Source organism: Brevundimonas sp. (assembly GCF_035627475.1).
Taxonomy (GTDB): Bacteria; Pseudomonadota; Alphaproteobacteria; order Caulobacterales; family Caulobacteraceae; genus Brevundimonas.
This window is the reverse complement of sequence record NZ_DASPLR010000015.1, coordinates 89,962-103,760: the sequence shown is the minus strand read 5'-3', so window position 1 is coordinate 103,760 and position 13,799 is coordinate 89,962. Positions and strand designations below refer to the sequence as shown.

The window sequence follows — 13,799 nt, the reverse complement described above, 5'->3', positions numbered from 1 at the left end:
TCAATTTCGACGAGAGCTACAACGGCAACATCCTCGTCAACGCGATGACCGTCGGTGTCGCCAGGACCGACAAGATCTTCTACTCGGCCGCGACCGGCATCGGTAACCCGATCGTCTATGTCGGCTCCAAGACTGGCCGCGACGGGATCCACGGCGCGACCATGGCGAGCGCCGATTTCGACGAGAACAGCGACGAGAAGCGCCCCACGGTGCAGGTCGGCGACCCCTTCGCCGAGAAGCTGCTGATCGAGGCGACGCTGGAGCTGATGGCCTCGGGCGCGGTGGCCGCGATCCAGGACATGGGGGCGGCGGGCCTGACCTCGTCCTCGGTCGAAATGGCCGGCAAGGGCGAGGTCGGCATCGAGCTGAACATGGACATGGTGCCCCAGCGCGAAGAAGGCATGACGGCCTACGAGATGATGCTGTCCGAAAGCCAGGAGCGGATGCTGGCGGTGCTGAAGCCGGGCCGCGAGGAGGACGGCTACCGCATCTTCAAGAAGTGGGGCCTCGACGCCGCCGTCATCGGCCAGACCACCGACACCGGCCGGCTGGTGCTCAAGCATCACGGCGAGACGGTGTGCGACGTGCCGCTGGCCCCGCTGTTCGACGACGCCCCCCTGTACGACCGGCCGTGGGTCCAGCCCGAGCTGCAGCCGCGCCTGGACGCCAAGACCATCCCCGCCCCGGACAGCTGGGTCGATGCGGTGATCAAGGTGGTGTGCTGCCCCGACATGGCCTCCAAGCGCTGGATCTGGGAGCAGTACGACCGCCACGTGATGGCCGACACCCTGCAGGACTCGGCGACCGGAGCGGATGCAGGCGTGGTGCGGGTGCACGGCACCGACAAGGGTCTGGCCATGACCTCGGACTGCACGCCGCGCTATGTCCAGGCCGACCCCTATGAGGGCGGCAAACAGGCGGTGGCCGAGGCGTGGCGCAACCTGACCGCCGTCGGTTCGCGGCCGATCGCCATCACCGACAACCTCAATTTCGGCAATCCGCAGCGGCCGGAGATCATGGGCCAGATCGTCCGCGCCATCGACGGCATGGCCGAGGCCTGCCGGGTGCTGGACTTCCCGGTCGTGAGCGGCAACGTCAGCCTCTACAACGAGACCAACGGCGCGGCCATTCCGCCGACGCCGACGGTGGGCGCCGTCGGCCTGCTGCCCAACTACGACGTGGTCACCGGCTTCGGCGGCATGAACGAGGGCGATGTGCTGGTGCTGATCGGCGACACGGTCGGCGAGCTGGGCTCGTCGCTCTATCTGCGCGAGGTTCTGGGCCGCGAGGACGGGGCCCCGCCGCCGGTCGACCTGGCTCTGGAGAAGAAGACCGGCGATTTCGTGCGGGGCCTGATCGAGGCGGGCGAACTGACCGTGGTCCACGACCTGTCGGACGGCGGCCTGATCGGCGCCGCGGCGGATCTGGCGCTGGCCTCGGACGTGGGAGTCGAGCTGGACGCCACCTCGGCGGCGCACGCCCACATCCTGCTCTTCGGCGAGGATCAGGCTCGGTACCTGGTGGCCGTGCCCGAGGCGACGGACGTGATCGCGGCGGCCCAGGCGGCCGGGCTTCACGCCAGCGTCGTGGGCCGGGCCAAGGGGCGCGACTTCGCTTCGGGAGGGCCGGAGGGTGACCTGTTCCGCCTGCCGCTCGATCACCTGCGCGAGATGCACGAGAGCTGGCTCCCGAACTGGATCGAAGGCCGGGCATGAGGCGCGGCCTCGCCGCCATCACGCTGACGACGGGCTTCGCGCTCGGTCTGGCGGCCTGCGAGGGTGGCGGCGACCCCGTGGAACAGGCGCTGCGCGAGGCGGCCGCGGCGCGGCAGGCCGCGGCGACGCCGACCACCGCCGAGATCGAGGCAGGGCGGCCCGCGACCGGCGATCAGGCCTACGTCAGGGCGGCCATCCAGGAACACCGGTCAGCCATAGCCCGCGCCGAGGCGTCGCTGCGCGAGACGTCCGACCCCGCGTTGCGCCAATTGGCCCGGAGCACCATAGACGCGCGCAAGGCCGAGATCGCCGCCCTCGAAGCCTGGCGGCCGGGCGAAACAGCGGGCGAGTGACGACCGTCATATTTCCGGGCTAGTTCTGCGGCGTTCGAACCCTGGAGCGCCTGACATGAGCCTGCCCGAATCCGTATCCCGCCGGGGCCTCATGCTGGCGCTGGCCGCCGGCGGCGCGGCGCTGGGCGCGGGGCGGCAGGCCCTCGCCGACCCGGTCTTCGCGGAATACCCGTTCCAGCTGGGCATCGCGGCCGGCGATCCGACCGCCGACGGGTTCGTGATCTGGACGCGGCTGGCCCCGCGCCCGCTGGAGATCGGCCACGGCATGCCCTCGGCGCCCGTCCCGGTGAAGTGGGAGGTCGCGACAGACCGCGGCTTCTCCAACGTGGCGCAGAAGGGCGAGGCGATCGCGCGGCCCGAGATGGGGCACGCCGTTCATGTCGAGGTCGAAGGCCTCGAACCCGGCCGCGAGTATTTCTACCGCTTCATCGCCGGCGCCGAACGCACCGCAACCGGCCGGGCGAAGACCGCCCCGGCGCCGGGCGCGTCGGTGGCGCGGGCGCGGTTCGGCGTGCTGGGCTGCCAGGCCTATGAGCAGGGCTTCTACACGGCGCACCGCAAGGCGGCGGCCGAGGACCTGGATTTCGTCTACTGCTACGGCGACTACATCTACGAAGGACGGGGCAGCCGGACGTATACGGGCTCGGGCGGGACCATGGAGAACCCGCGCCAGCATTTCGGCGGCGAGACCTATTCGCTGGACGACTACCGGAGCCGCTACGCCCAGTACAAGATGGATACAGACCTGCAGGCCAGCCACGCGGCGGCGGCCTGGTTCGTGACCTGGGACGACCACGAGGTGGCCAACAACTGGGTTTCGGACCGCGACGACGGCGTCCCGCCCGAGGTCTTCCTGCTGCGGCGGCAGGCGGCGGCGCAGGCCTTCTACGAGCACATGCCGCTGCGGCGGTCGGCCTTCCCGAAAGGCTCCGACATCCAGCTGTATCGCCATGCGTCGTGGGGAAACCTGCTGGACCTGAATCTGCTCGATACGCGGCAGCACCGCACCGACCAGCCCTGCGGCGACAACTGGGCTACGACCTGCGAGGGCGTTTCGAACCCGCGGGCGCAGGTACTGGGCGAGGCGCAGGAGGCCTGGCTCTACCGGAACCTCGAGCGTTCAGACGCCCGCTGGAAGGTGCTGGCGCAGCAGATCATGGTGATGGATCTGGACCGCAAGGAGGGACCGGAGCCGGGCTACAACCTCGATTCCTGGGCGGGTTACCACATTCCGCGGCAGCGGCTGCTGGATCGGCTGCGCGACCGTCGGATCGCCAACACCATCGTGCTGACCGGCGACGAGCATCAGAACTACGCCGGCGAGCTGTACGTCGACAGCCGCAACCCCGAAGGGGCGCCGGTGGCGGCGGAATTCGTCACCACCTCGATCAGCTCGTCCGGGGACGGGGTGGACCAGCGCCCGGACGGCCGCCGCTATCTGGCCGACAACCCGTTCCTCAAGTTCAACAACGCCCAGCGCGGCTATGTCGTCTGCGACGTAACGCCGGAGCGCTGGCAGACCGAGTTCAAGGTGCTGGACAAGGTTTCGGAGAAGGGCGGGACGCTGACCACCCGGGCGACCTTCGCGGTGGCGAGCGGGGATGGGCGTGTGGTTCTAGCCTGACTCAGTCCGTGGGCAGATAGCCGGCCGGCTCGACGAGTCGGAAGCCCGGCGTCGTCTCGACCATCTGGCGGAGCCAGTAGTTGTGGCCCGAGCCGTAGATCACCACGATGCGGTCTCCGGGCCGGGCGACCTGCAGCAGCCGGGCGAATATCTGGGCGTTGCGGGCGTACCAGCGGGCGTTGAGGACAGCGCCCGGCTGATCGTCGCCGGCTCCGAAGCTCATCAGGCGGGCGTAGAAGCCCTGGTCGCGGCGGACCCTCTCGGGCGCGTTGATGCGGGTCAGCAGCTGAGCGACGCTGTCCGTGGCCTGCCGCCGTTCGAGTTCGGCGAGCATGGCGGCGACCTCACCGTGCATGGCGCCGAGCCGCTCGCCGCCGCCGTTGGCTGCGGCCCAGTTCTGCACGTCCTCGAACGGGAAGTAGGACGGCTGGCCCTCGCGGTCCTGCTCGTCAATGGCGTAGACGCGTTCGAGGCCGAGACGGTGGGCCAGGCGATAGCCGAGCTGGACCCGCTCGTCCGGGTTGGTCAGCAGGTCGGCGGGGGTGAAGCCCGGGTAGCGTTGGTCCAGCAGGGTGGACTGGTCGCCGGCGATGCGCTCGACCGCGACGGCGGTGGGACGGAAGCGGGCCAGCCCCTCCGCCACCGCCTCGAGCTCGGCCTGCTTCTCCGGCGTCGTGACGGAGTCGATGCGGGCATTGTGGAGGTCCTGGCCCGGATTGCCCATGTGGTAGGCGCCGACGATCATGACCTCTACGGGTTCCGGCGTCTGGGCCAGGGCCACGGTCGGCAGGACGAGAGCCGCGACGGCGGCGAGGATCTTCAGCATCGAAGGCTCCGCAAGGATGTTCGCGGAGAGAGGCGGCGGCGGGCGGCCCTGGATGCAGGCCGCGCCATTAACTCTTCGACAGGATCAGACCACCGGCACCGCCTGGCTCAGCCGTCCCCCGACGCGGATGGGCTCGACGCGGGTCGCAAGGCCGGTTCTGTCGTCCGTCTCGACATAAACGCCGCAGATCGTGGCCGGGCCGTGCGCGGGGACGTAGCGGCCGCCGGACAGTCGGGTGGTGAAGCGCCGGAGCGGCTCTTCCTTCTCGTTGCCGATCACCGAGTCGTAGTCGCAGCAGCCGCCGGCGTCTGTCTGATAGGCGGTCCCGCCGGTCAAAATCTGGCAGTCGGCCGTGGGCACGTGGGTGTGGGTGCCGACCACGAGGCTGGCCCGGCCGTCGCAGAAATGGCCCATGGCCATCTTCTCGGAGGTGGCCTCGCAATGCATGTCGACGATGATGGCGTCGGCGGCCATGCCAAGCGGACAGGCCGCCAGCTCCTTCTCGACCGCGCTGAACGGGTCGTCCATCGGGTCCATATGGATTCGGCCAAGGACGTTCATGACCAGGACGGTCTTGCCGGAATGTGTCTCGAAGAGATTGGCCCCCGCCCCCGGGGCGTCCATCAGGCGAGGATAGTTGAGCGGGCGGATCAGCCGCGGCTCGCGCACGATATAGGTCAGGGCCTCGCGCTGGTCCCAGCTGTGATTGCCCAGGGTCAGGCAGTCGGCTCCGGCCATGAACAGCTCGCGGGCGGTGTTCTCGGTGATGCCGAAGCCGCCGGCGGCGTTCTCTGCGTTGACGACCACGAAGTCGAGCTTCAGGTCGCGCTTAAGGCCGGGCAGGTGGTCGCTGAGCCCGTCGCGACCGGACTTGCCCACGACGTCGCCGAAAAACGCCAGTCTCATACGCTCTGCCTCATGGAACGGCTCTATAGCCCCTCTCGGTCAGAACGCCATGCAGCCGGATGTCGTGCAGTTCGACGGGCAGATGTTCGATCTCCTGCCCGGCGTAGGCCAGACCGATCCGGATGACGGCGGGAAGGGCCGCGAAGGTCCGATCGTAGTAGCCGCCTCCCTGCCCCAGCCGCCCGCCGGCGGCGTCGAAAGCGAGCAGCGGGGTGACGATCAGGTCGGGGACGACCACCTCGGCGAGCGGCAGGGGCGCGGGCACTCCGGCCACGTCGAGCTCCAGCGGCTCACCCGGCGCCCAGCGGCGGAAAATCATCGGGGCGTCGCGCTCGATCACCACCGGCAGGCAGAGCTGACAGCCTTGGCGGCTCAGGGCCGCCGACAGGGCCTCGGCGTCGATCTCCGAGCCGATCGCGCGGTAGACTGCCACGACTTCGCCGGAGGGCAGTTGGTCCGCGTGCTCCGCCGCCCGCAACGACGCTTCCGGATCGAGGCCGGCCAGCCGCTTTCGGTTCGCCCGCATGGCCGCCCGGAGTTCGTGCTTGTCGGTCATGCAGGAGCGTAGCGCATCGGCGGGGTCGTCGTCGCCCCCTCCCCACTGCGTCGGGAGGAGACATCCGCGTCCGCGCTCAAGCAGCGAGCCGCCGCGCGGCGAGCGATAGCGCACCGGAGAGAAGAGGGTGGCGGCGCCGCAAGAACCGTGAAGGGCGTTTAAATCCTCTCGACCTGGGTAGCCAGGTGGGCTCCGTGTGCCCGGGCCCTCGAGCCCAAACAGGGACAGATCCCTTCGAGTGAATTAAGGTCGCGAGGAAATGTTGCCTTCGACGAGGGCCGCAGCAGGACCCGCCACCGAACAAGATAGTCGCTCTCCCGGGGCGGAACAATGGCGGGCGTCAGTCGCGCGGAAAACGGGGCGGCGCCGGGTCGTCGATCCTCCGCATCTCGAGCGCATCGCCCGACAGCCAGATGCGCATGCGGTCGTCCGCGCCCTCCACCGCGAACAGGCCGTCGGCATTCATGGGCGTGAGCTTCGACGTCTGACCGTTGGATCTCCGCCAGACGAGCCCGCCATCCTCGAACAGGATGACCCGGCCTCCGTAGGATCCCGCCAGCGCCCGCAGGTGCGCGGGCGCAACCGCCGGCGGATTCAGCCGGGCGCGAACTCCGGCCTCCGCCCACTCCCAGCCGGCGCGGTCGGCGGGATCGGCGTCGGCGCGGGCCAGCAGCGTCGCCAAGGCCTGGGACATCGCCGTGTCCAGCGCGACCGCCGGTTCCACGGCGACGTCCGGGCTGACGCCGACGCCCTCCCAGTTTCCGCCACTCACGGGATGCACCGGCCGGCCGTAGGAGACGCTCAACATGAAGCCGGGCGCTATGGGAAAGAAGGTGTTGTTATTGGCCGCCCCGGCCGTGGTCGCGCCGACGAGCGTTCCCAACCGGAACTGCTGGACATCGTAGGCGAAAGCCTCAGCCGCCGAACCGACCTGTCGATTGATCAGGACATAGAGGGGCTTGCCGCGCACCCGGCCCGCCGGAAGATTGTCGAGGGTCCGCGACTGGACCGGCTCCTCGCCCGCCTCCAGGAAGGTAATGTCCAGCTGGTCCGGCTCCATGAAATGGCTGAGCAGGTAGCGCACGGCGGCATGATCCCCGCCCCCGTTGCCGCGCAGATCGATGATCAGCGCATCGCCGTCGCGCAGAAACCGCATGGCGTCGTCGTAGGCCTGGCCGGTGCGATCCGCGACCCAGTGGAACTGGCCGATACGGAGATAGCGGACGTTGCCGGGCAGGATGCGCATCTCGGACAGGCCATGATTGCTGCGCAGGGCGGCGGCCGCCCAGATGGCCTGAAAAGCCGGATTATCCGCGGTCGGCTCGTCCGAGCCGGCGACGGCCGAATATTCGGCCGGCGCATGATTGAGATACATGTGCCCGTCGCTGCTCGACTCGCGCAGGTCGGCCGTAATCCTCTCGGCGAAGGCTCCGGGATCAGCGGTGTCGTAGCGTCCACTGGAGAGCCCTTCGTTCAGCCGGGCCCGGATGGCGGCGACGCGATCGGGAAAGACGTACCGGGTCTCGACCGTCCGGATGATGTCCGCGACGGCCGCCGCGCGCTGCGTGGCGGTCAGCGGCGCCACAGCCTCCACGCGGGCGACCGCTGTCGGTGCGGCCCTCTGGGCCACGGCGGGCGTCCCGGCGAGGCAGGCCAGGGCGCAGACGGACAGGAGAAGGCGGGCGCGGTTCATCGGATATCTCCGGGCTGATCAGTTGAGGCCGCCGCAAGGCGGTCGGCGAAAGGACGACGATCCAGCGCCTCGAGGGCCCGGATCAGCACATCGGCGAGGGGCTGGCCGACGTCGTCGTCCAGGGTGGCGGAGGCGGCCTCCGTGGCTGCCCAGCAGCGTTCGAGGGCCGGCACTCGCTCCATGGCGAAGGGAGTGAGGGCGACGATCCGCTCGCGCCCGTCCCGGCCGACCGCCACGGAGACCCAGCCTCTCTTGCCCATCTGGGCGACCGTCTGACTGATGGCCGAATGGGTCACGCCGGTGCGCTCGGACAGGGTGCGCAGACTCGCCGGCCCGCTGTTCAGCAAGGCGCGCATGATGGGGGTGAACCGCGGCCGGTAGTCGAGGTTGGCCAGGTCGTAGCTCTGCTCCACGGCGCCGTCGAGGTGGTCGATCAGCCGGCGAAGCAGGACGCCATGGGTTCGCAACGAATGGGGCATGAGGCAGATGTATAAGCGCTTACATATCGGCGCAAATGACAAATCCGACAGGCTTTGGGCCGACGGGAGGCGTTAAAGTCCCTGGGCGATCTTCTCGAGGCGGGCGGCGACCGCGTTGAGCGCCTCGGCGACGCCGTCGGTCGTGGCGGCCGGCGCTTGCGGCTCGGCGGCAGGATTGGCCAGGCGCGCTTCGTGCAGCTCGTCGGCCAGCAGCAGGCCCGCCATCAGGAACAGGCGGATGTCGCCGACGTGGCCGACCTCGCCCGCCACCTGCCGGACATGGCCGTCGAACTGTTTCGCGAGGATGCGGACGCGCTCCTCCTGCCCGTCCGCGCAGCCAACGGCGTAGGGTCGGCCGTTGATCTCGACGGTCACCGTCGCCATCAGCGGCCCCCCTGCTCGGCCAGGCTTTCGCGGATGGCGTCGGCGGCGCGGGCGAGAACCTCGGCGGCGTCGCGGCCGGCGGATTCGAGTTCGTGGATGCGGATGCGGTCGGTCTCGCTGGACGGCTGAGGCGCGAACAGGTCGTCGTCGGGGGCGCGGCCGGTCGCGGCGGCGCGGCTCTTCAGGTCGAGCAGGCGGCGTTCGAGCAGCGCCAGAGCGCGATCAACCCGGTCCTTGGCGGCCGATGCAGCGTCCATGCAGGTCACTTCCTCCAGAATCCGTATAGAACCCGCTGGCGCGTCGGGGTAAAGCGGCGCGCCTCCCTTTTTCCGCCTCCCGACGAAAGGTCCCCCCGTGACCGACGCCACAACCGTATCCGAAAAAGCCACGCCGAAGCAGATGGCGGACGCGATCCGCGTCCTGGCCATGGACGGGGTCGAGAAGGCGAAGAGCGGCCACCCCGGCATGCCCATGGGGATGGCGGACGTGGCGACGGTGCTGTTCTCCAAATTCCTCAAGTTCGACGCCAGCCGGCCGGACTGGGCCGACCGCGACCGCTTCATCCTGTCCGCCGGCCACGGCTCGATGCTGATCTACGCCCTGCTGCACCTGACCGGCTACAAGGCGGCGACGAAGGCGGAGCTGTCGAACTTCCGGCAGTGGGGCTCGAAGACCGCGGGCCACCCCGAGTTCGGCCACATGCCGGGGGTCGAGACGACCACCGGACCGCTGGGACAGGGTCTGGCCAACAGCGTCGGCTTCGCCATGGCCGAGCGGCATCTGGCGGCGCGGTTCGGCGAGGACCTGGTCGACCACCGGACCTGGGTCATCGCCGGCGATGGCTGCCTGATGGAGGGCGTGTCGCAGGAGGCGATCACCCTGGCGGGCCGTTACAGGCTGAACAAGCTGACCGTTCTGTGGGACGACAACGAGATCACCATCGACGGCAAGGTCGGCCTGTCGGACGCCACCGACCAGAAGGCGCGCTTCAAGTCGGCGGGTTGGGCGGTCAAGGCGATCGACGGCCATGACATGGGGCAGATCAAGGCGGCGCTGAAGTGGGCGACGCGACAGGACAAGCCGACGCTGATCGCCTGCCGCACGAAGATCGGCCGCGGCGCGGCGACCATGGAAGGCAGCCACAAGACCCACGGCGCGGCGCTTGGCGCGGCCGAGGTGGCGGCGACGCGGCTGGGCCTGTCGTGGACCCACGATCCGTTCGAACTGCCCGAAGCCGTCCACAAGGCATGGCTGAAGGTGGGCCGACGCGGGGCGAAGGAACGCAAGGCGTGGGAGGCGCGGCTGGCGGCTTCATCGCAGGCGGCGGACTTCACCCGGGCGATGAAGGGCGACCTGCCGGAGGGCGCCTTCGCCAAGCTGGACGCGAAGATCGCCGAACTCGTCGAGACGAAGCCGGCGCAGGCGACGCGGCAGTCGTCGGGCGCGGCCCTGGACGAGCTGTTCGCCGCCGTGCCGGAACTGATCGGCGGCTCGGCCGACCTGACCGGTTCGAACAACACCTTCGTCAAGGGCACGCCGATCCTCGACGCGCCGACCTACGAGGGCCGCTACGTCAACTGGGGCATCCGCGAGCATGGCATGGCCGCGGCGATGAACGGCATGGCGCTGCATGGCGGGGTCATCCCCTACGGCGGCACCTTCATGGTGTTCTCGGACTACAGCCGCCCGTCGATCCGTCTGGCGGCCCTGATGGGCGTTCGGGTCATCCATGTGCTGACCCACGACAGCATCGGCCTCGGCGAGGACGGGCCGACGCACCAGCCGGTCGAGCATCTGGCGGCGCTGAGGGCGATTCCGAACCTGCTGGTGTTCCGCCCGGCCGACACGGTCGAGGCGATGGAGTGCTGGAAGCTGGCCCTGGAGCACAAGACGGCCCCATCCGCACTGGCCCTGTCGCGGCAGAAGACCGCGGCGGTGCGCACCGTGGCGGCGGGCGAGAACCTGTCGGCCCGCGGCGCCTATGAACTGAAGGCGGCGAACGGCGAGGCGAAGGCGACCCTGTTCGCCACCGGCACCGAGGTTCCGCTGGCGCTGGCGGCGGCGGAGACGCTGGAGGCGGAAGGCACGCCGACGCGGGTAGTCTCGGTCCCCTGTTTCGAACTGTTCGAGAAGCAGAACGCCGCCTACCGGGCGTCGGTGCTGGGCCGCGGCACGGTCCGGGTGGCCGTGGAAGCCGCCATCCAGCAGGGCTGGGAGCGGTTTATCGGCGAGGATGGCGGCTTCGTCGGCATGACGGGCTTTGGGGCCAGCGCCCCGGCCGAGGTGCTGTACGAGAAGTTCGGGATCACGGCCGAAGCGGTCGTGGCGGCGGTGAAGGCGCGCCTCTGACGATGGCGCGTCTCGGGGCCGTCAGCCTGCTGGTCCGGGACTACGACGAGGCCATAGACTTCTTCGTCGGCACGCTCGGCTTCGAACTCAGTGAGGATGCCGACATGGGCGGCGGCAAGCGCTGGGTTCGGGTGACGCCGAAGGGCGGCGAGACCTCTCTGCTGCTGGCGAAGGCCACAAAGGACGAGCAGCGGTCCCGCGTCGGCGATCAGGCCGGCGGGCGGGTGTGGCTGTTCCTGGAGACCGACGACCTGTCGCGGGACCACGCGGCGTGGGCGGCGGCCGGAGTGCGGTTCCGGGAGGCGCCGCGGCACGAGACCTATGGCAAGGTGGTGGTGTTCGAGGACCTGTACGGCAACGCCTGGGACCTGATCGAACCCGCCCGGACCGGAGACTAGACCCATGCGCATCGGCACCCCGCTGACCCCCAACGCCACGCGCGTCATGCTGCTGGGCGCCGGGGAGCTGGGCAAGGAGGTGGCGATCGAGCTGCAGCGGCTGGGCGCCGAGGTGATCGCGGTCGACCGCTATCCCAACGCCCCGGCCATGCAGGTGGCGCACCGCAGTCACGTCATCCCAATGACCGATCCTCATGTGCTGGTCGGAATCATCGCCGCCGAGCACCCGCACATCATCGTGCCGGAGATCGAGGCCATCGCCACGGAGGTGCTGGTCGAGATCGAGGCGGCGGGGCATGCGGTGGTCATACCGACCGCGCGGGCGGTGCATCTGACCATGAACCGGGAGGGCATCCGGCGGCTGGCGGCCGAGGAACTGGGCCTGCCGACCAGCCCTTACGCCTTCGTCGGCAGCGCGGCGGAGCTGGCCGAGGCCGCGCACCGGATCGGCCTGCCGGTGTTCGTCAAACCGGTGATGTCGTCGTCGGGCAAGGGTCAGTCGATGATCGAGGCGCTGGAGGACGCGGGCGCCGCCTGGGCCTATGCCCAGTCGGGCGGGCGGGTCGAGACGGCGCGAGTGATCGTCGAGGGGCGGATCGACTTCGATTTCGAGATCACCCTGCTGACCGTGCGGTCGGTGAGAGACGGCGCGGTGCGGACGGACTTCTGCGCCCCGATCGGGCATCGGCAGGAACGCGGCGACTATGTCGAGAGCTGGCAGCCGCAGGCGATGACGCCCGCGGCGCTGGCGGCGGCGCAGGACATCGCGCGAAGGGTCACCAATGCCCTGGGCGGGCTGGGCGTGTTCGGGGTCGAGCTGTTCGTCAAAGGCGACCAGGTGTGGTTCTCGGAGGTGTCGCCGCGGCCGCACGACACCGGTCTGGTGACGCTGGCGACCCAGACCATGAGCGAGTTCGCCCTGCACGCGCGCGCCATCCTTGGCCTGCCGGTGGACGTCAGCCAGCGCGACATCGGGGCCAGCGCGGTGATCTACGGCGGCATGGAGGCGACGGGTATCGCCTTCGAGGGCGTGGCCGAGGCGCTCGCGGTTCCGACCGCCGACCTGAGGCTGTTCGGCAAGCCGGAGAGCTATGAGCGCCGCCGGATGGGCGTGGCGACGGCGCGTGGCGACACAGTCGAGCAGGCGCGGGAGCGGGCGCGCGAGGCGGCGTCGAAGGTCAGGCCGGTGGCGGGCTAGAGCGGGGCGGCGTCCGCGGCCTGGACCTGCTGGGCGCCGGCGCCGGCAAGCGCGGCGATGGCCAGGTCCAGCGCGAGATCCTGACCCCCCGGGCCGTCTTGCCCGAGAGGCGCGGTCAGGTCGGGGGTGACGCCGCGCTTCTCCAGCCGGACGCCGCCAGCGGTGACGAAGTCGGAACGGCTGAGGCTGAGACGGCCGCCGTCGGGCAGGCGGGTGTCCTGCGAGATCAACACCGCGCCGGCGGTCTGCTCGCCGACCACGACAGCGCGCCGGGCTTCCTGCAGGGCGGCCGGGGTCAGTTCCGCGGCGCTGCGGCTGTTGGCGTCGACGAGGACGGCGACCTCGTTCGGTGCGGGCGCGTCAAGGTCGCCGCAACCGCCCGCGGTCCGCAGCACGATGGCCCTCCCCGAGCGGGTGGTGCGGGTGGCCCAGGCAAGGTCGCGGGGCAGGAAACAGCTCAGCACGGCGTCGGCCTCGAGCAGCCGTCCTCCGGGATTGCCGCGCAGGTCGAGGATGACATCGGTTTCGGGCGGCAGAGCCGCCAGTTGTCGGCCCATCCAGTCGCCGAGGCCCGGATCGAAGGCATCGACGCGCAGGACCGCGACGCCGGGGCGGGAGCGGTCCACGGCAAACGCCGGGCGCGGCTGCATGATCCGCGGGGTCACCGTCAGGGTGCGGCGACCGCCATCGGCCACGGCGAAGGCGAGGGTCACCGTCTGGCCGTCGACGACATCGAGCTCGGGATACCACGCCCCGGGAGCGGTCGCGTCCAGCCGCCAGCCGGCGGCGATGCCGGCCGCCTCCGCCGGAGAACCCTCGCGCACCATTTCGACGACATAGACGCCGGGGTGGTCGGGATCGGGACGCAGGCTCACGCCAATGGCGGGGCGGGCCTGGCGAACCGTGTCGATGCGCCGCGCGACGGCGGGCGCGGAGGCGCCGGCGTGTTCGTCGTCGAGCAGGGCGAGCATCTCGCCGAGCACGCGGTACAGCGCCCGGTCGTCGGGCGCGGCGAGCGCCCGGGGCCGATAGGCGCGCCGGGCCGCGTTCCAGTCAACGCCATGCAGCCCCGGGTCGTAATACTGGCTCCGAACCTCGGTCCAGACCCTGTCGAAGACGCGCTGGTTCATCCGCGCCCGCTCACGCGACGGCCGCGCCGAAGGAGCATCGGTGGCGGCGACATCCGCGGCGGCGGGGGACGCTGTCGGTGCGGGCGCCAGGGCGGGATCGCGCGCCCACGCCGGCGCCGCGACGAGCGCAAGACTCATCGCGGCTGACCCGGTCAGTCGGAGAAGGAGGCGGCGGAGGTTCATCGGCG

14 protein-coding genes and 1 other RNA gene are annotated in these 13,799 nt (G+C 70.3%); 6 read left to right on the top strand and 9 right to left on the bottom strand.

The genetic code is table 11. The features are described 5' to 3' along the window. The 3 genes from purL to VEA62_RS04200 all read left to right on the top strand — a co-directional run. On the top strand, positions 1-1,715 hold a 1,715-nt coding region (gene purL / locus VEA62_RS04210), incomplete at its 5' end, for a phosphoribosylformylglycinamidine synthase subunit PurL (RefSeq protein WP_324818812.1). Then, positions 1,712-2,068, top strand: a complete 357-nt coding sequence (locus tag VEA62_RS04205) for a DUF305 domain-containing protein (protein ID WP_324818809.1) — start codon at positions 1,712-1,714, stop codon at positions 2,066-2,068. The genes purL and VEA62_RS04205, both read left to right, overlap by 4 nt. A 55-nt stretch (positions 2,069-2,123) precedes the next feature. Beyond that, the gene (locus VEA62_RS04200; protein WP_324818808.1) at positions 2,124-3,692 is read left to right on the top strand and encodes an alkaline phosphatase D family protein; all 1,569 of its coding nucleotides are present in this window, start codon (positions 2,124-2,126) and stop codon (positions 3,690-3,692) included. 1 nt (position 3,693) lies between these two features. On the opposite strand, the gene VEA62_RS04195 is transcribed toward VEA62_RS04200, so the two are convergent. The 8 genes from VEA62_RS04195 to VEA62_RS04165 form a co-directional block, all read right to left on the bottom strand. Continuing rightward, positions 3,694-4,518 (bottom strand): DUF5694 domain-containing protein, encoded by an 825-nt coding sequence (locus VEA62_RS04195; protein WP_324818806.1) that lies wholly within the window; start codon positions 4,516-4,518, stop codon positions 3,694-3,696. 84 nt (positions 4,519-4,602) lie between these two features. After that, positions 4,603-5,424: a TIGR00282 family metallophosphoesterase gene (locus VEA62_RS04190; protein ID WP_324818804.1), complete on the bottom strand. Its 822-nt coding sequence runs from the start codon at positions 5,422-5,424 to the stop codon at positions 4,603-4,605. A 10-nt stretch (positions 5,425-5,434) separates the two neighbouring features. Then, positions 5,435-5,980: a 5-formyltetrahydrofolate cyclo-ligase gene (locus tag VEA62_RS04185; protein WP_324818801.1), complete on the bottom strand. Its 546-nt coding sequence runs from the start codon at positions 5,978-5,980 to the stop codon at positions 5,435-5,437. Positions 5,981-6,109: 129 nt separating this feature from the next. Beyond that, a non-coding RNA gene (gene ssrS, locus VEA62_RS16205) (6S RNA) lies at positions 6,110-6,270 on the bottom strand. 50 nt (positions 6,271-6,320) lie between these two features. After that, positions 6,321-7,673 carry a S41 family peptidase gene (locus tag VEA62_RS04180; RefSeq protein ID WP_324818799.1) on the bottom strand — a complete coding sequence of 451 codons (1,353 nt, stop codon included), beginning with the start codon at positions 7,671-7,673 and terminating at the stop codon, positions 6,321-6,323. Continuing rightward, positions 7,670-8,152, bottom strand: a complete 483-nt coding sequence (locus VEA62_RS04175; RefSeq protein WP_324818796.1) for a MarR family winged helix-turn-helix transcriptional regulator — start codon at positions 8,150-8,152, stop codon at positions 7,670-7,672. Before VEA62_RS04175 ends, VEA62_RS04180 begins: the two co-directional genes overlap by 4 nt. A gap of 72 nt (positions 8,153-8,224) precedes the next feature. Then, entirely contained in the window at positions 8,225-8,536 is a 312-nt protein-coding gene (locus tag VEA62_RS04170) for a cell division protein ZapA (protein WP_324818793.1), read from the bottom strand. Continuing rightward, a complete protein-coding gene (locus tag VEA62_RS04165) occupies positions 8,536-8,793 on the bottom strand; it encodes a hypothetical protein (RefSeq protein ID WP_324818790.1) in 258 nt (85 codons plus the stop codon). Before VEA62_RS04165 ends, VEA62_RS04170 begins: the two co-directional genes overlap by 1 nt. Before the next feature lie 142 nt (positions 8,794-8,935). Between VEA62_RS04165 and tkt the strand changes: the two genes are divergently transcribed. Genes tkt through purT form a run of 3 tightly spaced genes read left to right on the top strand, consistent with a single transcriptional unit; the run spans position 8,936 to position 12,481 of the window. Then, positions 8,936-10,885 (top strand): transketolase, encoded by a 1,950-nt coding sequence (gene tkt, locus VEA62_RS04160; protein WP_324818823.1) that lies wholly within the window; start codon positions 8,936-8,938, stop codon positions 10,883-10,885. 2 nt (positions 10,886-10,887) lie between these two features. Beyond that, positions 10,888-11,283: a VOC family protein gene (locus VEA62_RS04155; RefSeq protein WP_324818788.1), complete on the top strand. Its 396-nt coding sequence runs from the start codon at positions 10,888-10,890 to the stop codon at positions 11,281-11,283. A gap of 4 nt (positions 11,284-11,287) precedes the next feature. Next, complete coding sequence (gene purT / locus VEA62_RS04150; RefSeq protein ID WP_324818785.1) at positions 11,288-12,481, top strand: formate-dependent phosphoribosylglycinamide formyltransferase; 1,194 nt, start codon at positions 11,288-11,290, stop codon at positions 12,479-12,481. Here the strand turns inward: purT and VEA62_RS04145 are convergent. Next, the gene (locus VEA62_RS04145; RefSeq protein ID WP_324818782.1) at positions 12,478-13,749 is read right to left on the bottom strand and encodes a S41 family peptidase; all 1,272 of its coding nucleotides are present in this window, start codon (positions 13,747-13,749) and stop codon (positions 12,478-12,480) included. The genes purT and VEA62_RS04145 overlap by 4 nt on opposite strands. Positions 13,750-13,799: the final 50 nt, after the last annotated feature.

What these genes read in the sequence shown, in the direction of transcription:
- VEA62_RS04165 (WP_324818790.1), bottom strand. Translation starts at nt 8,793, where the DNA reads ATGGACGCTGCATCGGCCGCCAAGGACCGGGTTGATCGCGCTCTGGCG.
- VEA62_RS04195 (WP_324818806.1), bottom strand. Translation starts at nt 4,518, where the DNA reads ATGCTGAAGATCCTCGCCGCCGTCGCGGCTCTCGTCCTGCCGACCGTG.
- VEA62_RS04155 (WP_324818788.1), top strand. Translation starts at nt 10,888, where the DNA reads ATGGCGCGTCTCGGGGCCGTCAGCCTGCTGGTCCGGGACTACGACGAG.
- VEA62_RS04205 (WP_324818809.1), top strand. Translation starts at nt 1,712, where the DNA reads ATGAGGCGCGGCCTCGCCGCCATCACGCTGACGACGGGCTTCGCGCTC.
- tkt (WP_324818823.1), top strand. Translation starts at nt 8,936, where the DNA reads ATGGCGGACGCGATCCGCGTCCTGGCCATGGACGGGGTCGAGAAGGCG.
- VEA62_RS04180 (WP_324818799.1), bottom strand. Translation starts at nt 7,673, where the DNA reads ATGAACCGCGCCCGCCTTCTCCTGTCCGTCTGCGCCCTGGCCTGCCTC.
- VEA62_RS04190 (WP_324818804.1), bottom strand. Translation starts at nt 5,424, where the DNA reads ATGAGACTGGCGTTTTTCGGCGACGTCGTGGGCAAGTCCGGTCGCGAC.
- VEA62_RS04170 (WP_324818793.1), bottom strand. Translation starts at nt 8,536, where the DNA reads ATGGCGACGGTGACCGTCGAGATCAACGGCCGACCCTACGCCGTTGGC.
- VEA62_RS04175 (WP_324818796.1), bottom strand. Translation starts at nt 8,152, where the DNA reads ATGCCCCATTCGTTGCGAACCCATGGCGTCCTGCTTCGCCGGCTGATC.
- purT (WP_324818785.1), top strand. Translation starts at nt 11,288, where the DNA reads ATGCGCATCGGCACCCCGCTGACCCCCAACGCCACGCGCGTCATGCTG.
- VEA62_RS04185 (WP_324818801.1), bottom strand. Translation starts at nt 5,980, where the DNA reads ATGACCGACAAGCACGAACTCCGGGCGGCCATGCGGGCGAACCGAAAG.
- VEA62_RS04145 (WP_324818782.1), bottom strand. Translation starts at nt 13,749, where the DNA reads ATGAGTCTTGCGCTCGTCGCGGCGCCGGCGTGGGCGCGCGATCCCGCC.
- VEA62_RS04200 (WP_324818808.1), top strand. Translation starts at nt 2,124, where the DNA reads ATGAGCCTGCCCGAATCCGTATCCCGCCGGGGCCTCATGCTGGCGCTG.